Below are 19,265 nucleotides of genomic sequence, written 5' to 3'. Positions count from 1 at the left end.
CGCCTCGATGAGGTCGAGGATCTCGGTCGTGAGGATGCCGTGCCGCATCAGCATCTTCTCGATCCGCTCGACGTGCAGACCGGACTCCTCGGCCAGCGCGGCCCGCCGGTTCCACATCGCGTGGTAGCCCACGGCGCCGACCAGAGGGATCTCCTGCGTCGTCGACTCGGGGACCGACCCCCCGAGGGTGCGGGCCGCCTCGTCGATGGCGTCGCGGGCCATGATCCGGTAGGTCGTGTACTTCCCGCCCGCGACGACGATGAGCCCCGGGGTCGGATGCGCCACGACGTGCTCGCGGGACAGCTTGGAGGTCTGCTCGCTCTCGCCGGCGAGCAGGGGCCGCAGACCCGCATACACGCCCTCGACGTCGGCCTGGGTCAGCCGGGTGGTGAGGAACTTGTTGACGTGTTCGAGGAGGTACTCGATGTCGGCCGACGTCGCGGCCGGGTGGGCCTTGTCGAGGTCCCAGTGCGTGTCCGTCGTCCCGATGATCCAGTGCCGTCCCCAGGGGATGACGAAGAGGACCGACTTCTCGGTGCGCAGGATGATGCCCGAGGTCGAGTGGATCCGGTCTCGCGGCACGACCAGGTGGATCCCCTTCGACGCCCTCACGTGGAACTGGCCGCGCTCACCGACCATCGCCTGGGTGTCGTCGGTCCAGACGCCGGTCGCGTTGACGACCTGCCGCGCGTGGACGTCGAACTCGCGCCCGGTCATCTTGTCCAGCGCCCGGATCCCGGTCACCCGCTCGCCCTGGCGGAGGAACCCGATCGCCGCGACGCGCGAGGCGACGTGCGCGCCGTAGGTCGCGGCCGTGCGCGCGAGCTCCATGGTGTGCCGCGCGTCGTCGACCTTCGCGTCGTAGTACTGCACGGCGCCGGTCAGCTCGGACTTCTTCAGGGCCGGGGCGATCCGCAGCGTGGCGCGCCGGCTCAGGTGCTTGTGCCACGGCAGCCCGCCGTCGTTGCCGGTGGTCCGCGCCAGGCTGTCGTAGAGCGAGAGTCCGGCCTCGACGTAGCCGCGCTCCCAGCCCCGGTGGGTCAGCGGGTAGAGGAACGCCACCGGGCGGACGAGGTGCGGCGCCAGTCTCGTCAGGAGCAGTCCGCGCTCGGTGAGCGCCTCGTGGACGAGCCGGAAGTCGAGCATCTCGAGGTAGCGCAGGCCGCCGTGCACCAGCTTGCTGGACCGGCTCGACGTCCCCGAGGCGAAGTCGCGCGCCTCCACCAGTCCCGTCGTCAGGCCGCGGGTCACCGCGTCGAGCGCGCAGCCGGTGCCGACCACGCCGCCGCCGACGACGAGGACGTCGAGCTCCTCCCCGGACGCGAGGCGTTCGATCGCCGCGGCACGCGACTCAGGGGACAGGGGACGCGGGTTCACGAGATCTCCACCCAGTCGAGGGTCCGTTCGACGGCCTTGCGCCAGCCCGCGTACCCGGCCTCGCGCTGGTCGTCACTCCAGTGCGGTGTCCAGCGCCGGTCCTCGTGCCAGTTGGCGGCCAGCTCGTCCGTGTCGTGCCAGAACCCGGTCGCCAGACCCGCAGCGTATGCCGCCCCGAGCGCGGTCGTCTCGGCTACCACCGGGCGGCTCACCTCGACCCCGAGGACGTCGGCCTGGATCTGCATACAGAGGTCGTTGGCCGTGACGCCGCCGTCGACCTTCAGGACCTGCAGGTCCAGCGGCCGGCCCGCCTCGGCGCTGTCCTCGCACATCGCGTCGGCGACGTCGCGGGTCTGGTAGCAGATCGCCTCCAGCGTCGCCCGGGCCAGGTGTGCGGCGGTGTTGAACCGCGACAGCCCGACGATCGCGCCGCGGGCGTCGGACCGCCAGTAGGGCGCGAACAGACCGGAGAACGCGGGGACGAAGTAGACGCCCCCGTTGTCCTCGGCCTGGCGGGCGAAGGTCTCGACGTCCTCGGACGACCGGATCAGCCCGAGCTGGTCGCGCAGCCACTGGACCGCCGACCCGGTGACGGCGATCGAGCCCTCCAGCGCATACACCGGCTTGGCGTCGCCGAGCTGGTAGGCGACCGTGGTCAGCAGCCCGTGCTGGGAGCGCACCAGCTCCTCGCCGGTGTTGAGCAGCATGAAGTTGCCGGTGCCGTAGGTGTTCTTGGCGTCGCCCGGGGCGAAGCAGACCTGTCCCACCGTCGCGGCGTGCTGGTCCCCGAGCGCTCCGCCGATAGGGATCTCGCCGTTCCACGGACCCCTGGGCGCGGTATGGCCGTAGAGCCGTGGGTCGCTGGACGGGCGGATCTCGGGGAGCATCGAGCGGGGGATGCCGAAGAACCCGAGCAGCTCGTCGTCCCACTGGAGGGTCTCGAGGTCCATCAGCATGGTCCGGCTGGCGTTGGTGACGTCGGTGACGTGCTGCCCGCCGTTCGGGCCGCCGGTGAGGTTCCAGACGACCCACGAGTCGACGGTGCCGAAGAGGGCGTCGCCGCGGTCGGCCGCCTCGCGCAGCCCGTCGACGTGGTCGAGCATCCACTGGACCTTGCCGCCGGAGAAGTAGGGGGCCGGGACGAGCCCGGCCCGCTGGCGGATCACGTCGCCGCGGCCGTCGCTGTCGAGCGCCTTGACGATCGAGTCGGTCCGGGTGTCCTGCCAGACGATCGCGTTGGTGTAGGGACGGCCGGACTTCCGGTCCCAGACGACCGTCGTCTCGCGCTGGTTCGTGATGCCGATGCTGTCGATGTCGGCGGCACGGAGATGCAGGCTGGTCAGGCAGGACCCGATGGCCGTCTTGGTCCGCTCCCAGATCTCCAGGGGGTCGTGCTCCACCCAGCCGGCCCGCGGCAGGATCTGCTCGTGTTCGAGCTGGTGGCGGCCCACCTCGTTGCCGTCGTGGTCGAACACCATGAACCGGGTACTCGTCGTGCCCTGGTCGACCGCGCCGACGAAGTCCGCCATGAGGTCAGGCTTTCACATCCGGGGCCGCCGCTCGCGTCTGGTTGGGTAGTCCCGTGCCCGACGCCGTTCCGCCCCGGCGCTCCCGGCCGTCCACCCGGAGCCGGGTCCCGGGGACCGCACTGCGTCGGCGCACCCGGCAGGTGGTGCGCGCGACCGAGCCACCGACCGACGCGATCCCGGTCTGGACCCAGCCGGACGGCGTGGACGTCGCGGTCGGGCGGGCGGCCGTCGAGCTGGCGGTACGCGGCGGGATCGCCCTCATGGCGACCGGTGCGGCCGCGTCGGACGTCGTCACCAGCGTGCTGCGGCTCACCGCCGCCTACGGGCTGAGGTCGGTGCACGTCGACGTGACCTTCAGCGCTCTCACGGTGTCGTACAACCGCGGACCCAACGCCGACCCGCTCACCATGACTCGCGTGGTCCGCGCGCGGAACCAGGACTTCACCCGCCTGTCCCGCCTGCACGACGTCGTCGACGAGGTGGCCGCCGACCCCCTGTCCGTGGAGGACGCCCGCGAACGCTTCGACGCGGTCATCCACGCGCCCCACCCGTACCGCCGCTGGGTCACCACGGTGGCCACCGCTGCCATGGGCGCCGGCACCTCGCTGCTCGCCGGCGGCGGGTGGGTGGTCGTCCTCACCGGCGTCGTCAGCGCGGCGGTCATCTCCCGGACGCTCACCGCCCTCGGCCGGCGGGGCATTCCGGGGTTCTTCGCCCAGGCGATCGGCGCGGCCGTGCCGACGGTCTTCGCCATCGGGCTCGCGCTCGTGCAGGAGTCGACCTCGCTGATGGAAGGCGTGCTGCCCTCGCTCGTCGTGGCGTCCGGGATCGTGGTCCTGCTGGCCGGGCTGTCTCTCGTCGGCGCCGCCCAGGACGCCATCGAGGGGTTCTACGTCACCGCCGGCGCGCGGGTGTTCCAGGTGATCGTGCTCACCCTTGGCATCGTCATCGGCATCGTCGTGGTCCTCGGCGGTGCCAACCGCCTGGGCGTGGTCCTCGCGATCTCGCCCGAGTCGCAGATCCTCGCCGGGCCGGTGGTCCAGCTCGTCGCGGCCGCGATCATCGCCGCCGGGTGGGCGATCTCGTCGTACACGAGCGTCCGCAGCGCGCTGGTCACGGCGCTCGCCGGGGCGGCCGGCTGGCTGGTCAGCCTCCTCGCCACGAGCTCCGGGACCAGTGCGGCCTTCGCCGCCGCGTTCGCCGCGTCGGTGATCGGCTTCGGGACGCAGCTGACCCGGCAGCGGTTCCGGTTCTCGGCGCTCGCGGTGACGACGGCGGCCATCGTCCCGCTGCTCCCGGGTCGCGCGGTCTACCGGGGGCTGTTCGAGATCGTCAACGGCGAGAACGGTTCCGGGCTCTACCAGGGGCTGGGTACCCTGCTCGGCGCGGTCGGTGTCGGGATGGGGCTCGCCGCCGGTGTCTCGCTGGGCACGTACGCGGCCCGCCTCGCCACCCAGACCGCGCACACGCTGGCCGACCGGCTCACCCGCTCCTGATCCACGTTCTCAGTGAGCAACGGCACCCCTGGGTGAGGTACGCGCATACCGGAGGCTCGGGCAGGATGCGGGCATGCAGTTCGGCCGCACGTACGAGGAGTTCGAGGTCGGTGCCCTCTACCAGCACTGGCCGGGCAAGACGGTCACGGAGTACGACGACCACCTGTTCTGCCTGCTGACCATGAACCACCACCCGCTGCACCTGGACGCCCATTACGCGGAGGGCTCGACCCAGTTCGGGCGCAACGTCGTGGTCGGCAACTACGTGTACTCACTGCTCATCGGGATGTCGGTGCCGGACGTGTCGGGCAAGGCGATCGCCAACCTCGAGATCGAGTCGCTCAAGCACGTGGCGCCGACGTTCCACGGCGACACGATCTACGGCGAGACGACGGTGCTGGAGAAGTGGGAGTCGACCAGCAAGGACGACCGCGGGATCGTCCACGTGGAGACGCGCGGCTACAACCAGGACGGCACGCTGGTCTGCATCTTCCGCCGCAAGGTGATGGTGCCGAAGCAGTCCTACCTCGACGCCCGCGGCGGCGACCACCCCGGCCGCCCCGCTCCCCAGGGTTAGCCCACCCTCTGTGGGGAGCGAGTTCGGTGTGGGCGCACCGACGTTGCTCCCCGGCTGACGATCGGGGCCCTGGCCCCACCGCGCGCGGCGCGCCGGACGCGTACGCCGTCGCTACGCTGGCCCGCGTGAGCGGGGACATGCCGGCGGGGTCGCCGCCGGCCCAGGGGGGGTACCTGTCAACGACGGCCGAGGCCGCCAAGACGGCGATCGACCGGCTGACCTTCTTCAGCGACGCGGTCGTCGCCATCGCGATGACCCTGCTCGCGCTCGAGCTACCGGTGCCGCAGGCCGACTCGGCCGGAGCGCTTCTCGACTTCCTCGGCGACCACTACGGCGAGTTCCTGGCGTTCTTCATCAGCTTCTTCGTCATCGCGCAGTACTGGCGGGGCCATCATCGCCTCTACCGCTACGTCACCGACGCCCCCCCGCGCCTGGTCATGCTCAACATCCTCTGGCTGCTGACGGTCATTCTCACCCCGTACGCGACCCGGAACCTCTACGGCGGCCAGGACGTCTCGCACAGCGACTTCCCTTGGCGGTTCGCGTTCTACGCGGTGGTGCAGGCGTGCGCCGCGATCTCGTTCATCCTCGCCGAGCGGGAGATCCAGAAGCAGGGCCTGTTCGCCCCCGAGACCCCGCGCGCGCTGCTGGAGCGCGTTTACACCGTCAACCTCGCGCTCGTCCTCACCTTCCTCGTCTCCATCCCGGTGGCCTTCGTCCTCTACGCCTGGGCGTTCGCCATCTGGAGCCTCATCCCGCTGTGGATCGCCCTGGCCCGGATGGCACGGGGTCGGCTCAGCGCCCGCTCGGGGAGCGGCACATGAGCGGCATCGACCTGCACACCCACTCGACCGCCAGCGACGGTACCGAGTCACCGGCCGAGGTCGTCACGTCGGCGAGGCGGGCCGGGCTCGAGGTCATCGCGCTCACCGACCACGACACCGCGCACGGCTGGGACGAGGCGGCCGCGGCGGCGGCGCGGCACGGCGTCGGCCTGGTCCGGGGGATGGAGATCTCCTGCTCGCGCCACGGCCGGTCCATCCACCTCCTCGGCTACCTCGTCGACCCCGACCACCCGGGCCTGGCGACCGAGATCGGGTATGCCCGCGAGGCGCGGGTCAGCCGGCTGCGGCGGATGGTCGAGAAGATGGCCGCGGACGGCATCCCCCTCACCTACGAGCAGGTCGTCGCGCAGGTCCCGCCGGGCGCCACCGAGGGCCGGCCCCACATCGCCGACGCGCTCGTCGCCAACGGCGCCGTCGCGAACCGCGACGAGGCGTTCGTCCGCTGGCTCGGCAACGACAGCCCCTACTACGTGCGCCACTACGCGCCCGACCCGGTGGACGCCGTTCGGCTGGTCGTCGAGGCCGGCGGCGTCGCCGTGCACGCGCACCCGTTCGGGCGCGGCCGCGGCGCGGGCGCGGGGGACTCGCTGATCGAGGAGATGGCCGCGGAAGGGCTCGGCGGGCTCGAGGTCTACCACCGCGACCACGACGAGGCCGCGCGACGGCACGGCCTCGAGATGGCCGAGCGCCTGGACCTGCTCGTCACCGGCTCCAGCGACTACCACGGAGCCGGCAAGGAGAACCGGCTCGGCGAGAACACCACGGCCCCCGGGGTCCTCGCCGAGATCGAGGCACGGGCCAGCGGCGTGGTCCCGGTGCTGCGATGAGCGACAACCTCTCGGCGGCGCTCACCATCTTCGTCTCGTCCCTGATCACGCTCATCGTCATCATGGACCCGCCCGGCGCGGTGCCGATCTTCCTGGCCCTCACCGCGCGGATGACGCCTCATGAACGGTCCGGGGCGGCGCGTCGGGCCTCCCTGGTGGCGTTCGGGGTGATCGCCCTGTTCGCCGTGTTCGGGCAGCGCATCCTCGACTACCTGCACGTGTCGATCGCCGCGCTCCAGGGCGCCGGCGGACTGCTGCTGCTGCTCGTAGCCCTGCAGCTGCTGACCGGACAGGAGTCGGAGGCGATGGCCGACGCCGGCGTCAACGTCGCCATGGTGCCGCTCGGGACGCCCCTGTTGGCCGGCCCCGGTGCGATCGTGGCGATGATGCTCGCCGTGCAGCAGGCCGGCACGACCGCGGGCGTCGCCGGGGAGGTCGCCGTCGGGCTCGCCCTGCTCGGGACGATGGGCGTGGTCTACCTCTTCCTCCGGTTCGCCACGGTGGTTCGGCGGGTGCTGGGGGAGTCCGGGACGGTGCTGGCCACCCGCATCGCCGGGCTGCTGCTCTCGGCGATCGCCGTCCAGATGGTCGCCAACGCCGTCCAGTCCTTCGTCACCAACGCCGCCTGACCCCTGTGGACGAATCCCCGGCCCGGTCGGTGCGGCTCGGTACCGTTCGAGCGTGACGACAGCGACGGCGGCGCAGGGCGTGTTCGAGGGCATGCCCACGCCTCTGTATGCGGCGTCGCCCAGCCGTCTCCTGGCCTACCTCGAGTGCCCCCGCCGCTACCGGTTCCAGTACCTCGACCGGCCGCGACCGACCTCCCGGCCGCAGCGGGCGCATACCTCTGTCGGCCTGGCCACGCACAACGCGCTGCGCGACTGGTGGGACCTGCCGCGCGGCGAGCGGACGGCATCCGGAGGCGCGGCGCTGCTGCGCAAGGCGTGGATCGAGACCGGCTTCCGCGACGACGACCAGAGCGGGCGGTGGCGCTCCCGCGTCGGTGGCGAGGTGAAGGCCTACCTCGGCGACGTCGACCCTGACGACCAGCCACGCGGGATCGAGCGCACCGTCGCGATGCGAACCGACAGCCTGGTGCTCAACGGCCGCGTCGACCGCATCGACGAGCGCCCGGGCGTCGACGGCCCCGAGCTGGTCATCGTCGACTACAAGACCAGCCGTCGCACCTGCACCGAGGAGGACGCGCGCACCTCCCTGCCGTTGGCCCTGTATGCGGCCGCGACCTGGAGAATGTTTCGCCGCCGCACGCTGCGGGTCGAGCTGCACCACGTGCCGACCGCGACGGTGGCCGGCCACATGCATACCGTGGAGTCGTTGCGCCGCAAGCTCGACGAGGCCGACTCGCTGGCCCGCGACGCCCGGCGGGCCGACGCGTCCTACCGCGAGCTCGGCGTCGAGTCCCCGTCCTTCCCACCCCTGCCATCGGCGCTCTGCACCTGGTGCGACTACCGTGCTGCCTGTCCGGAGGGGCAGCGGATGGGGCCGGAGAAGTCCTCGTGGGCAGCCCTCGAGCCGGGTGACGAGAGGCGCACTGATGGCGAGAAGTACCCCGAGGAAGAGCTCCTCGAGGGCTCCGGCAGCACGGTCCGGCTGGGTGGTCGCGCTGGCCAACCAGAAGGGCGGGGTGGCGAAGACGACCTCGGTGGCGAGCCTGGGGGCGGCGTTCGCCGAGCGGGGTGAACGGGTCCTCCTCGTCGACCTTGACGCGCAGGCCTGCCTGACCTTCTCACTCGGCGTCGACCCCGACACCGTCGAGACGTCGGTCAACGAGGTGCTCATCGGCAGGGCGTCGGTCGCGGACGCCGTGGTCTCGTGCGCGGAGGGCCTGGACCTCGTCCCTTCGGTGATAGAGCTCGCCGGCGCGGAGGCGCAGCTGCTGTCCCGCCCGGGTCGGGAGTACGTCCTGCGGACCGCGCTCGAGACGGTGGCCGACGACTACGACGTCGTGCTGCTCGACTGCTCGCCGTCACTCGGGGTGCTGACGCTCAACGCGCTCACCGCCGCGAACGGGCTGGTCATCCCCATGCCGTGCGAGATGCTCAGCCACCGCGGTGTCGGGCAGCTGCTCGACACCGTCACCGACGTACAACGCATCCTCAACCCCGACCTGCGAATCCTCGGGATCCTGCCGACGATGTTCGACGGGCGCAGCAACCACGCCCAAGCCGTGCTGGCCGACGTGGGGGAGCGCTACGAGCTGCCGGTGCTGTCGCCGCCGATCCCGAAGACCGTCCGGTTCGCCGAGGCGCCGGCGGTCGGCCGCTCGATCCTGTCGACCTCGTCGTCGTCGAAGGGCGCCTCGGCCTACCGAGAGGTGGCCGCCGCGCTCCTCGCGACGCGCGGCGAGATGCGCGCAGGTTAGGGACGTCGCGCGCGGGGTGGACCCTGCGCGGAGCGTCACGAAGCTGCGCGCACCTGGCCGACCGGGCGGTCAGCCCTCGGTCGTGGCGGAAGCCTTGTCGGAACCGGCGCTCTCGCCGTTGGCACCCCGACGACGGCGCCGACGCGGGCGGCGCGAGCCGCCCTCGGTCGAACCGCCGGCGTCGGCCGGGGCGGAACCGTTGGGGGTCGAGGCCTCGACTCCGCCGGACGCGCCCGACGTCTCGCCGTCATGGGTCTTGACGGTGCGACGGCGGCTCCGGTTGCGGCGCGGCCGCTCCTCGGACCCGTTCTCGTCGCGCTTCTCGGTCGCTGCGCCGCGACCCTCGCCGCGGTCGCGGCGGCCAGGATCGCGGCCACCGTCGCGGCGGTCGTCCGCGGGCTTGCCGTTGCGCCGACCCGAGGCCTTCCCGGTCTCGCCGAGGTCCTCGAGCTCCTCCGCGTCGAGGCCGGCGCGGGTCTGCTGGGACCTGCGCAGGCGGCCGGTGACGTCGGTCGGGATGTCGAGCTGGGCGTACAGGTGGTCGGACGAGGAGTAGGTCTCCTCGGGGTCCGGGATGCCGAGGTCGAGCTGGCGGTTGATGAGCCCCCAGCGCGGCATGTCGTCCCAGTCGACGAAGGTCACCGCGATGCCGGTGTTGCCGGCGCGCGCGGTGCGACCGACTCGGTGGACGTAGGTCTTCTCGTCCTCGGGGCACTGGAAGTTGATGACGTGCGTGACGTTCTCCACGTCGATGCCGCGGGCCGCGACGTCGGTGGCGACGAGCACGTCGACGTTGCCGTGGCGGAACGCCCTCAGCGCCTGCTCGCGGGCGCCCTGGCCGAGGTCGCCGTGGATCGCCGCGGCCGCGAAGCCGCGCTCGCTCAGGTCGTCGGCCACCTTGGCGGCGGTGCGCTTGGTCCGGCTGAACACCAGCGTCAGGCCGCGGCCACGGGCCTGGAGGATCCGCGCGAGCATCTCGACCTTGTCGAGGGCGTGCGCCCGGTAGACGAACTGCTCGATCGCCTTGACGGTGTGAGCGTTCTCGTCGGGGTCGCCCATCGCGCGGATGTGGGTCGGCTGCCGCATGTAACGGCGCGCCAGCGCGACGATCGCGCCCGGCATCGTCGCGGAGAACAGCATGGTCTGGCGGGTGGGGGAGGTCTGCGCCATCAGCGTCTCCACGTCGGGGAGGAAGCCGAGGTCCAGCATCTCGTCGGCCTCGTCGAGGACCACGGTCCGTGCTTGCGACAGGTCGAGGTGACCCTGTTTGGCGAGGTCGATGAGCCGGCCGGGGGTGCCGACGACGATCTCGACCCCCTTGCGCAGCGTGTCGATCTGCGGCTCGTACGCGCGGCCGCCGTAGACGGTGATGACGCGGGCACCACGGTTGACGCCGGCGCGCTCGAGGTCGCCGGCGACCTGGACCGCCAGCTCACGGGTCGGGCAGACGACGAGGGCCTGCGGTTTGCCCGGCTTGGCCAGCGACTCGAAGCCCTCGTCGGTGGGGGTGACGATGCGCTGGAGGATCGGCACACCGAACCCCAGGGTCTTGCCGGTGCCGGTTTTGGCCTGGCCGATGATGTCGTGACCGCCGAGGGCCACGGGAAGGGTCATCGCCTGGATGGGGAACGGGGTGACGATGTTGATCGCCGTCAGCGCCGTGACGATGTCGGGGTGGACGTCGAAGTCGGCGAAGGTCGGCAGCGGCGTCTCGACCGTCGGCTGGCTGGTCTGGTCGGGCTCGGCAGCGTCGGGCGCGCCGGCCTCGAGGGAGGTGTCGGTCATGGAGTTCTCTCGATCGAGCCGCGCGAGCCGGGTCTGAGGGTCGTCGCGGCAGTGTTGCGGGCCGATCGGAGGTCTGTCGTCGCCCCGAGGGGCGGGCTGAGTCTCTCAGCGGGTTCTCGATTCGTGCCGACCGGGCACCGAAGGTATGCGTGAGTCTACCGGTTCAGGGGGTCGGAGCCCGTTCCGCGGTCACCAGGACGGTCGTGTACCGCATCGTGAAGGCCCCCCCGGCCGCGTCGACCGCGTCTCCGATGCCCGCCACCACCGCGGCGGCGACGTCCGGCGGGAGCTGCCCGAAGAAGCCGCTCGTGGGCAGCTGGTCGACCCAGTCGGCCCGCGTGTAGGTCTGCTCCCACGGGTACTGCCGTCGCTCCGGCGCGCCGAACCCGGCGGTCTGCCGGATGGCCTCCTCCGCCGTGCCGAGGAAGCCCCGATAGCCGTCGACCGCCGACCGGACGGTGAACAGCATGGGCACGTCGGGCAGCAGGCGTCGGTAGACGGCGGCGAACGCCTCGGCGAGCTCGGGAGGCGCGTCGCCGCCGTTCCAGAACACCGCCAGCCGGCCGTGCGGGCGGAGCACCTCGGCGGCTTTCGCGGTGCCGGCGACCGGGTCGACCCAGTGCCAGGTCTGGCCGGCGACGACTGCGTCGAAGGTCCGGCCGGCGGGGTCCCAGGTCTCGAACGGCGCGACCTCGACGTCGACCCCGCGGCGGCGTGCCGACTCGGCCATTCGGGCGTCGACGTCGACGCCGAGCACGTGGCAGCCGGCGGTCTGGAGCTGGCGGGCGACGATCCCGGTGCCGACCCCGACGTCGAGGACGTCCGGCCCCGGCAGCTCGTCGACGAGGTCGCGGACCATCTCGGCGGGATAGCGCGGCCGGGTTCGGTGGTAGCGCTCCGGGTCGCTGCCGAACGACTCCGCCCACTCGCGATGACGGTGCGCCTCCTCGGCGACGCGGGGCGGACGCGGCGGGTCGGAGCGTGCGGCGGGCACGCTGCCACTGTAGGCCGGTGACCCGGCGGGCCGCCCGCCTCCGCCGCTACGGTGAGCGCATGACGGACCCCACCGGCGACGCCGACGTCCCCGCCGCCTCCGACGCGTGGACCGAGGACTTCCGCGCCGCCGTCGTGGACCTGCTGGGGGCACTGGCGTACGGCGAGCTGATGGCCTTCAGCCAGCTCGCGGCCGACGCCGAGTCGGCACCGAGCCCGCGCGACAAGGCCGAGGTCGCGCGGCTCGCTGTCACGGAGTTCCTCCACTACGAACAGATCGTGGCGCGCCTCGAGGAGCTCGGGACCGACCCGCAGGCGGCGATCGCGCCGTTCGTCGAGGCCGTCGACGCGTTCCACGAGCGGACCGCACCGAACGACTGGCTCGAGGGCCTGGTCAAGGCCTACGTCGGCGACGGGATCGCGCAGGACTTCTACCGGGAGATCTCGGCGTACGTCGACGCCGACACCCGAGCCCTCGTCGAGTCGGTGATCGCCGACATGGGCCGCGACGAGTACGTCGTCCGGGCCGTCCGAGACGCCATCTCCGACGACCCACGCATCGGCGGCCGGCTGGCGCTCTGGGGCCGCCGTCTGGTCGGCGAGGCGCTGACCCAGGCGCAGCGGGTGGGCGTGGAGCGCGACGCGCTCGCGTCCTTGCTGGTGGGTGCGCCGGGGCGTCCGGGCGCCGACCTCGCCGAGCTCGGGCGGATGTTCGCTCGGCTCACGGACGAGCACACCCGCCGGATGGCGCGCCTCGGACTCGCCTCCTGAGGGGATCCACCGATTGGTTGATGCCTGGCGTCCACCCAGGTGTGCGACGAGGCAGCCGACCGGGGTATGCCGGTCGCCCCGCCGCCGGGGGACCGTGGTGGCATGGCGATCAGAGACAAGGCGATCCTCGAGGTCACGAACCTCCGCAAGACCTATGGCTCCACCGTTGCGGTCGACGATGTCTCGTTCTCGGTCGAGGAGGGCGAGGTCTTCGGGATCCTCGGCCCCAACGGCGCGGGCAAGACGACCACCGTCGAGTGCGTCGAGGGACTCCGTCGCCGTGACGGCGGCGAGATCAGGATCCTCGGCCACGACCCGGACCGGGACCACGCCGCGCTGACACGGGTGGTCGGCGTGCAGCTCCAGGAGTCCGGGCTCCAGGACCGGATCCGGGTCCGGGAGGCGCTCGACCTCTTCGCCACCTTCTACGCCGACCCGGTGCCGGCGGAGGAGCTGCTCGAGGAGCTGCAGCTGACCGAGGTGGCCGCTACCGCATACGCGAAGCTCTCCGGTGGACAGAAGCAGCGCCTGTCGATTGCGCTGGCCCTGCTCGGCCGCCCGCGGGTCGCCGTCCTGGACGAACTGACGACCGGCCTGGACCCGGTGGGTCGGCGCGACACCTGGGCCCTCGTCGAGCGCATCCGCGAGCGCGGCGTCACGGTGCTGCTCGTCACCCACTTCATGGAGGAGGCCGAGCGGCTCTGCGACCGGGTGGCGGTCATCGACCACGGCCGCGTCGTGGCCCTCGACAGCCCGAGCGGGCTGACCGGCCGCATGGGCGGCGAGCAGGTGCTCCGCTTCCGCGTCGCCGAACCGCTGGACCAGCGGCTGCTCACCGGGCTGCCCGAGGTCCGGGACGTGCGCTCGGCCGAGTCCGGGTACGTCGTGACCGGCACCAACCAGGTGGCGCAGTCGGTCCTCGCCACCCTGAGCGGGGCCGGGATCGTCGCTCTCGACCTGCGGCTCGACCGCGCCTCGCTCGACGACGCCTTCGTCGCCCTCGTCCGCGAAGACGAGGTCACCACCACCAGCCACGAGGAGATCTACTCATGACCGCCTTGGTCGCTTTGACCCGCAACGAGTTCCGGCTTCTACGCCGGGAGCCGCTCTACCTCTTCTGGGGGCTGGTGTTCCCGGTGATCCTGCTCGTCGTCCTGGGGTCGATCCCGGGCTTCCGCGAGGTGAACGCCGATCTCGGCGGCGTCAGCCTCATCGCCACCTACACACCGGTCATCATCGTCCTGTCGATGGCGTTCACGAGCGTGGCCGGGCTGCCAACGGTCGTCGGGACGTACCGCGAACGGCTCATCCTCAAGCGGTTGGCGACCACACCGGTGGGCAGCGCCCGGCTGCTCACCGCACTGATGGTGCAGAACCTCGCCACCACCCTGGGGATGACGGTGCTGGTCCTGCTCGTCGCCCGCCTGGCGTTCGGGGTGGCACTGCCGGGAGCGCCCCTGGCCTGGGGCCTGACCCTGGTCCTGGTCGCGGGGGCCCTGCTCTCCATCGGGCTGGCCATCGCCGCGCTGTCACCCAACGGGAAGGTCGCGAGTGCCGTCGGCAACATCCTCTTCTTCCCGCTGATGTTCTTCGCGGGGCTGTGGATCCCGTTGCCGGTCATGCCCGAGCTGCTGCGCCGGATCGGGGAGCTGACGCCGCTCGGTGCCGGCGTGGAAGCATTGCAGGAAGCCGCCGCCGGCCAGTGGCCGGAACTCGGGCACCTGGCCGTCCTCGTCGCCTACATCGTGGTCCTGTCGGTCGGCGCGGTACGAGTGTTCCGGTGGGCCTGAGGAGGTGGGTGTGAGCGAGGGGAGCGACCTCGACCGGCGTCTAGCCGTCTGGCGGCGTTACGAGCCGCCGGCCATGAAGGCGCTGCCGTTCCTCATGCTCGTGTTCTCCACGATCGTCGCGTTCGCCGTCCCCGTGTACGACGGTCAGGAGCTCGTCGCGACGGGGGTCGTGGCCGTCCTCGCCCTCGGGTGGCTGACGTGGTTCCTCCTGGTGCGACCGGTGACCGACCGGACCGCGCTCCTGTATGCGTTCGGCCTCGCCGTTCTCGCAGCGGCGCTCGTCGTGCTGTCACCGTGGTACGGGTTCTTCTCGTTCATCGGGTACCTGAACGCGCTGACCCTGCTGACCGGGGCGGCCCGGTACGCGTTGGTCCTCGTGACGGCGGCGACCGCGGCGGCCTCGCAGATCGGCGGGGTGTGGAACATCCAGGGCGCCGGGATCGTGGTCTACCTCGTGGTGTTCGGGATCAACGCGGGGCTGTTCCTCGTGTTCGGGCAGTACGGCGACCTGATCGAGCAGCAGAACGACCAGCGCAAGGAGACCATCGACGAGCTGGCCCTGGCGAACGAGGCGCTGGAGCGGGCGTCGGCCGAGAACGCCGCCCTGCACGACCAGCTCGTCGTCCAGGCCCGCGACGCGGGGGTGAGCGAGGAGCGGCAGCGGCTGGCCCGGGAGATCCACGACACGATCGCCCAGGGCCTGGCCGGGATCGTCGCGCAGCTCGAGGCGGCCACCCAGGGTCCTCCCGCCGAGCAGGAGCGGCACCTCGGTCTGGCGCGGTCGTTGGCCCGCGAGAGCCTCGGTGAGGCCCGCCGCTCCGTCGAGGCCCTGCAGCCCGGTGCCCTGGAGGGCGCGCGGCTGCCGGAGGCGCTCGCCGCCTACGCCAAGCGGTGGTCCGAGCTGCACGGTGTCGCCGCGCGGGTCGAGACCGTCGGTCGGCCGGTACCGCTGGCCACCGAGACCGAGGTGACGCTCTACCGCGTCGCCCAGGAGGCGTTGACCAACGTCGGCCGGCACGCCGGCGCGGCGAACGCGCTGGTCACCGTGTCCTACGGCGACGACGGTGTGGCGCTCGACGTCGGCGACGACGGGCACGGGTTCGCGGCGGAGGAGGCGCTGGCGGTCCGCGACGTGGATCTTCCCGGAACCGGTTCGGGGACCGGCGGGTTCGGGCTCACGACGATGCGGCAGCGGACCGCGGCGGTGGGCGGGCTGATCCAGGTCGACTCGTCCGGTGAGGGCACGGTCGTCCACGTCGAGGTGCCGCGCGTCGCGTGGGCCGGGGCGGGAAGCGCCTGATGCCGATCCGCCTCATGCTCGTCGACGACCACCCGGTCGTCCGCGACGGGCTGCACGGGGTGTTCGCCGCCGACGAGGACTTCGAGGTCGTCGCCGAAGCGGGGGACGGCCAGGAGGCGCTCGCGCGGGCCGCCCGCGTCGAGGTGGACGTGGTTCTCCTCGACCTGCGGATGCCGCGGATGGGTGGCGTGGAGACGATCCGGGCGCTCGCGAGGCAGGCGCCGGACGTGCGGGTGCTGGTCCTCACCACGTTCGACACCGACCGAGACGTGCTTCCGGCCATCGAGGCGGGTGCGACCGGCTACCTGCTCAAGGACGCGTCCGCCGCCGAGCTCAAGGCCGCCGTCCGCGCCGCCTACGCCGGGCAACCGGTCCTCGCCCCGAGCGTCGCCGGCCGTCTCATCGGGCAGGTGCGGCGCGGGCCGGACTCGGCGCTGAGCCCACGGGAGGTCGAAATCCTCCGCCTCGTCGCGGCCGGCACGACCAACCGGGAGACCGCCCGTCGGTTGCTCATCAGCGAGGCCACCGTCAAGACGCACCTGCTGCACCTCTACGAGAAGCTCGGCGTCAACGACCGGGCGGCCGCCGTGAGCGAGGCCTACCAGCGAGGCCTGCTGTCCTGACGCACGAGAACCCGGCCGCAGGGCGACCGGGTTCTCGATGGTGTCGGGAGGTGTCAGACGGTACGCGAACCGCCCCGCATCCGGCCGTAGAGGACGATGAGGAGCGCAGCGACGATGGCGCCGATGAGGATCCCGATCCAGGCGATCCCGCCGTTGTTGTTGTTGTAGCCGAAGAGGAAATAGAGGCCCCACCCGACGATGAGGTTCGCCACAATGCCGATGAGGATGGTGACGACCAGTGAGATGTTCTGCTTGCCAGGCAGCAGTAGCCGACCGAGCGCGCCGATGATCGCGCCGACGATGATGGCCCCGATGATGGTTCCAAGCATGGGATTTCTGCTCCTTCTGGCCGCTTGAGGCGACCGGACGGCCCGACGGATTGGTCGGGCACTGGTGTAGCTCTAACGTCTCACCTTCTGTGACGCACGTGGCAGTTGGGGCATTGTCGACTTGGCAACAATGTGGCTACAAATGGTGGGCGGACTGGGCCGGCCCCCTGGACCGTGCCCCGGTCAGTCGGTCCCGAAACCGACCCGGCTCTTCTCCGTCTCGCCGATGTGGATGTAACCGAGCGCCGTCACCGGGACGACGTACTTGCGGCCCTTCTCGTCGCTGAGGGCGAGCGTGCCGCCCTTCTTCAGCGCCTCGTCAACCAGCGCGGTGACCTCTTCGACCCTTTGGCTGGACTCGAACGCCAGCTCGCGGGCGACGTTCTGGACGCCGATCCTGACCTCCACGGGGGTGCCTTTCGTTGGGGGAGCCGGCGACAAGGTGACGCCGCCGGCGGTCGTCGGCACCGCATACCGGTGCCCGTGACGTTGCGTACGGTCAACGGCGGCTGAGGGCCACCTGTTCCACTTGTTCGCTCTTGGGGAAACCGCCGATGCCGCGCCAGGCCAGCTGGCCGACGATCCGGGCCGCCTCCTCGCGGGGAACCTCCCCAGCCTCGCCCGGGCCCCAGTCGCCGCGGGACAGCCAGTAGCGGGCCGAGACCTGGGCCATGCCGGTCAGGGCCATGCCCAGCAGGTGGGCGTCGGCGTCGGACAGGTCGGTGTCGCCGGCGATGACCTCGGCCAGTGCCTCGCCGCAGGTGAGGGCGACGCCCTCCACGCGCTCGGCGACCGCCGGCTCGTTCGTGAGGTCGGACTCGAAGATCAGCCGGAACGGCGCGCCCTGTCGCGAGACGAACTCGAAGTAGGCGTCGATGCACGCGATCACGCGCTGCTTGTTGTCGGTGGTGCTGGCCAGAGCGTCGCGGACCGCCTGCTCGAGAAGTCCGCGGTGGTGGTCGATGAGGGCGAGGTAGAGGTCGAGCTTGCCCGGGAAGTGCTGGTATAGAACGGGTTTGCTGACGCCCGCTCGGTCGGCGATCTCGTCCATCGCAGCCGAGTGGTAGCCGTACTCGACGAAGGTGGCCTGGGCCGCCTCGAGCAGCTGCGCGCGCCGCGCCGACTTCGGCAGCCGCTGGCCCCGTGCCGGGCCGTTCGCCGTCGTCGTCACCGGTTGTCCCTCCACGTTCGTCATCCTACCTACGGGTAGCCAACGCGCTCGGGGACCTGGTTAGGTCCTCGGCGGGGGTCTTGACCGGCGACGAGTACCGTCGCTCGGGTGCCGCTGCCGCCCATCGCGTCGCCGGGTCGTCCGTTGGACCGTCCCGCGGTGGAGCGGTATGCCCGCCACGTGCTCCTTCCGCAGGTCGGCAGGACCGGTCAGGAGCGCCTGTCGGCCGCACGGGTGCTGGTGGTGGGGGCCGGTGGCCTCGGGTCGCCGGCACTGCTCTACCTGGCGGCCGCCGGTGTGGGGACGTTGGGGGTGGTCGATGCGGACGTCGTCGAGACGAGCAACCTGCAGCGTCAGGTGATCCACTCGGACTCCGACGTGGGCCGGCTGAAGACCGAGTCGGCCGTCGAGGCGGTCGCGCGGGTGAACCCGTCCGTGGCGGTGGTCAGACACGACCTGCGGCTCGACTCGTCCAACGCGCTCGAGGTGCTGCGCGACTACGACGTCGTGCTGGACGGGACCGACAACTTCCCGACGCGCTACCTGCTGAACGACGCATGCGTGCTCCTGGGGAAGCCTCACGTCTGGGGGTCGATCTACCGCTTCGACGGGCAGGTCTCGGTCTGGTGGGCCGAGCACGGACCGTGCTACCGGTGCGTGTTCCCGACGCCGCCACCCCCCGGAGCCGTGCCGTCGTGCGCGGAGGGCGGCGTGCTCGGGGTCCTCTGCGCGACGATCGGCTCGGTCCAGGCGACCGAGACCCTGAAGCTGTTGCTGGGCATCGGCGAGCCGTTGGTCGGGCGGCTGCTGGTCCACGATGCACTGGCGATGACGTGGGACGCGCTCACGGTGCGCAAGGACCCCGGCTGTCCCGTATGCGGCGAGTCCCCGACGGTCACGTCGTTGGTCGACTACGACGAGTTCTGCGGGGTGGCGGGGCCGGGGGACGGAGCCGCCGCCGACGGGCCACGGGTGTCGGCGCCGGAGCTGGCGGTCGAGCTCGGGTCGGACGCCCCGCCGCTCCTGGTGGACGTGCGCGGCCCGGACGAGCGAGCGATCGCCTCGATCCCCGGCGCGGTGGCCATCCACCTGGACGAGTTCCGGGACGGCTCCGCGTTCGCGCGCGACGAGCTGGCCGCTCGCGGCCGGCGGATCGTCGTGATGTGCAAGGTCGGCGGTCGTTCGGCCGAGGCGACCCGGCTGGCCCGGGCGGCCGGCTACACCGACGTGGTCAACCTCGACGGCGGCGTACTGGCGTGGGTTCGCGAGGTGGACCCGACCCAACCGGCCTACTGATCGCCGGCCCGGCTGGCTGCACCTAGGCCGAGTGGATCTCACCCGCTGCCGGAAGTTCCGCGTGATTGTGGTGGTCGGAAGGATTCAGCCTCCTCGGCTGCGGGTAGTTCCCCTTCACCAGAGGTGAAGCCAGCGCCTACCACCAATCGGGATCGCGCACCGGCAGGTCTGCT

20 protein-coding genes are annotated in these 19,265 nt (G+C 71.7%); 13 read left to right on the top strand and 7 right to left on the bottom strand.

Annotated features, from left to right (window positions below; all coding sequences use genetic code 11):
• Together VIG79_RS06435 and glpK are read right to left on the bottom strand one after the other, a co-directional pair.
• On the bottom strand, window positions 1–1,377 hold a 1,377-nt coding region (locus VIG79_RS06435), incomplete at its 3' end, for a glycerol-3-phosphate dehydrogenase/oxidase (RefSeq protein ID WP_331883605.1).
• Entirely contained in the window at window positions 1,374–2,906 is a 1,533-nt protein-coding gene (glpK, locus tag VIG79_RS06430) for a glycerol kinase GlpK (RefSeq protein ID WP_331883602.1), read from the bottom strand. The genes glpK and VIG79_RS06435, both read right to left, overlap by 4 nt.
• A gap of 53 nt (window positions 2,907–2,959) precedes the next feature.
• Here glpK and VIG79_RS06425 point away from each other — a divergent pair, with 53 nt between their 5' ends.
• The 7 genes from VIG79_RS06425 to VIG79_RS06395 all read left to right on the top strand — a co-directional run bounded on the left by VIG79_RS06425 (window position 2,960) and on the right by VIG79_RS06395 (window position 9,034).
• The gene (locus VIG79_RS06425; protein ID WP_331883599.1) at window positions 2,960–4,402 is read left to right on the top strand and encodes a threonine/serine exporter family protein; all 1,443 of its coding nucleotides are present in this window, start codon (window positions 2,960–2,962) and stop codon (window positions 4,400–4,402) included.
• Window positions 4,403–4,475: 73 nt separating this feature from the next.
• Window positions 4,476–4,979 carry a MaoC family dehydratase gene (locus VIG79_RS06420; RefSeq protein WP_331883596.1) on the top strand — a complete coding sequence of 168 codons (504 nt, stop codon included), beginning with the start codon at window positions 4,476–4,478 and terminating at the stop codon, window positions 4,977–4,979.
• A gap of 125 nt (window positions 4,980–5,104) precedes the next feature.
• Window positions 5,105–5,803: a TMEM175 family protein gene (locus VIG79_RS06415; RefSeq protein WP_331883593.1), complete on the top strand. Its 699-nt coding sequence runs from the start codon at window positions 5,105–5,107 to the stop codon at window positions 5,801–5,803.
• Window positions 5,800–6,651 carry a PHP domain-containing protein gene (locus VIG79_RS06410; protein ID WP_331883590.1) on the top strand — a complete coding sequence of 284 codons (852 nt, stop codon included), beginning with the start codon at window positions 5,800–5,802 and terminating at the stop codon, window positions 6,649–6,651. The genes VIG79_RS06415 and VIG79_RS06410 overlap by 4 nt, the downstream gene beginning before the upstream one ends.
• Window positions 6,648–7,280: a MarC family protein gene (locus VIG79_RS06405; RefSeq protein WP_331883588.1), complete on the top strand. Its 633-nt coding sequence runs from the start codon at window positions 6,648–6,650 to the stop codon at window positions 7,278–7,280. The genes VIG79_RS06410 and VIG79_RS06405 overlap by 4 nt, the downstream gene beginning before the upstream one ends.
• A 52-nt stretch (window positions 7,281–7,332) precedes the next feature.
• The gene (locus VIG79_RS06400; RefSeq protein WP_331883585.1) at window positions 7,333–8,352 is read left to right on the top strand and encodes a PD-(D/E)XK nuclease family protein; all 1,020 of its coding nucleotides are present in this window, start codon (window positions 7,333–7,335) and stop codon (window positions 8,350–8,352) included.
• Complete coding sequence (locus tag VIG79_RS06395) at window positions 8,297–9,034, top strand: ParA family protein (protein ID WP_331883583.1); 738 nt, start codon at window positions 8,297–8,299, stop codon at window positions 9,032–9,034. Before VIG79_RS06400 ends, VIG79_RS06395 begins: the two co-directional genes overlap by 56 nt.
• A 69-nt stretch (window positions 9,035–9,103) precedes the next feature.
• Here VIG79_RS06395 and VIG79_RS06390 read toward each other — a convergent pair whose 3' ends face one another.
• Window positions 9,104–10,819: a DEAD/DEAH box helicase gene (locus VIG79_RS06390; RefSeq protein ID WP_331883581.1), complete on the bottom strand. Its 1,716-nt coding sequence runs from the start codon at window positions 10,817–10,819 to the stop codon at window positions 9,104–9,106.
• Window positions 10,820–10,982: 163 nt separating this feature from the next.
• A complete protein-coding gene (locus VIG79_RS06385; protein ID WP_331883579.1) occupies window positions 10,983–11,813 on the bottom strand; it encodes a class I SAM-dependent methyltransferase in 831 nt (276 codons plus the stop codon).
• Window positions 11,814–11,872: 59 nt separating this feature from the next.
• Here VIG79_RS06385 and VIG79_RS06380 point away from each other — a divergent pair, with 59 nt between their 5' ends.
• The 5 genes from VIG79_RS06380 (at window position 11,873) to VIG79_RS06360 (ending at window position 16,296) form a co-directional block, all read left to right on the top strand.
• Window positions 11,873–12,583 (top strand): ferritin-like fold-containing protein, encoded by a 711-nt coding sequence (locus tag VIG79_RS06380; RefSeq protein ID WP_331883577.1) that lies wholly within the window; start codon window positions 11,873–11,875, stop codon window positions 12,581–12,583.
• 102 nt (window positions 12,584–12,685) lie between these two features.
• Entirely contained in the window at window positions 12,686–13,636 is a 951-nt protein-coding gene (locus VIG79_RS06375) for an ABC transporter ATP-binding protein (protein WP_331883575.1), read from the top strand.
• A complete protein-coding gene (locus VIG79_RS06370; RefSeq protein ID WP_331883572.1) occupies window positions 13,633–14,373 on the top strand; it encodes an ABC transporter permease in 741 nt (246 codons plus the stop codon). Before VIG79_RS06375 ends, VIG79_RS06370 begins: the two co-directional genes overlap by 4 nt.
• 10 nt (window positions 14,374–14,383) lie before the next feature.
• A complete protein-coding gene (locus VIG79_RS06365) occupies window positions 14,384–15,673 on the top strand; it encodes a sensor histidine kinase (RefSeq protein WP_331883570.1) in 1,290 nt (429 codons plus the stop codon).
• Window positions 15,673–16,296 (top strand): response regulator transcription factor, encoded by a 624-nt coding sequence (locus tag VIG79_RS06360; RefSeq protein ID WP_331883567.1) that lies wholly within the window; start codon window positions 15,673–15,675, stop codon window positions 16,294–16,296. Before VIG79_RS06365 ends, VIG79_RS06360 begins: the two co-directional genes overlap by 1 nt.
• Window positions 16,297–16,349: 53 nt before the next feature.
• Here the strand turns inward: VIG79_RS06360 and VIG79_RS06355 are convergent, their stop codons facing one another.
• The 3 genes from VIG79_RS06355 to VIG79_RS06345 form a co-directional block, all read right to left on the bottom strand.
• Window positions 16,350–16,625, bottom strand: coding sequence for a GlsB/YeaQ/YmgE family stress response membrane protein (locus tag VIG79_RS06355; protein ID WP_331883564.1), 276 nt, complete (start codon window positions 16,623–16,625; stop codon window positions 16,350–16,352).
• Window positions 16,626–16,808: 183 nt separating this feature from the next.
• Complete coding sequence (locus VIG79_RS06350; RefSeq protein ID WP_331883561.1) at window positions 16,809–17,033, bottom strand: DUF3107 domain-containing protein; 225 nt, start codon at window positions 17,031–17,033, stop codon at window positions 16,809–16,811.
• A 91-nt stretch (window positions 17,034–17,124) separates the two neighbouring features.
• Complete coding sequence (locus VIG79_RS06345) at window positions 17,125–17,820, bottom strand: TetR/AcrR family transcriptional regulator (protein ID WP_414672592.1); 696 nt, start codon at window positions 17,818–17,820, stop codon at window positions 17,125–17,127.
• 84 nt (window positions 17,821–17,904) lie between these two features.
• Between VIG79_RS06345 and moeB the strand changes: the two genes are divergently transcribed.
• Window positions 17,905–19,092 carry a molybdopterin-synthase adenylyltransferase MoeB gene (gene moeB / locus VIG79_RS06340; protein WP_331883555.1) on the top strand — a complete coding sequence of 396 codons (1,188 nt, stop codon included), beginning with the start codon at window positions 17,905–17,907 and terminating at the stop codon, window positions 19,090–19,092.
• Window positions 19,093–19,265 lie beyond the last annotated feature (173 nt).

This window comes from Lapillicoccus sp. (genome assembly GCF_036559105.1).
Lineage (GTDB): Bacteria > Actinomycetota > Actinomycetes > Actinomycetales > Dermatophilaceae > Lapillicoccus.
The sequence above is the reverse complement of the archived record's forward strand: the minus strand, read 5'-3'. Positions and strand labels throughout refer to the sequence as shown.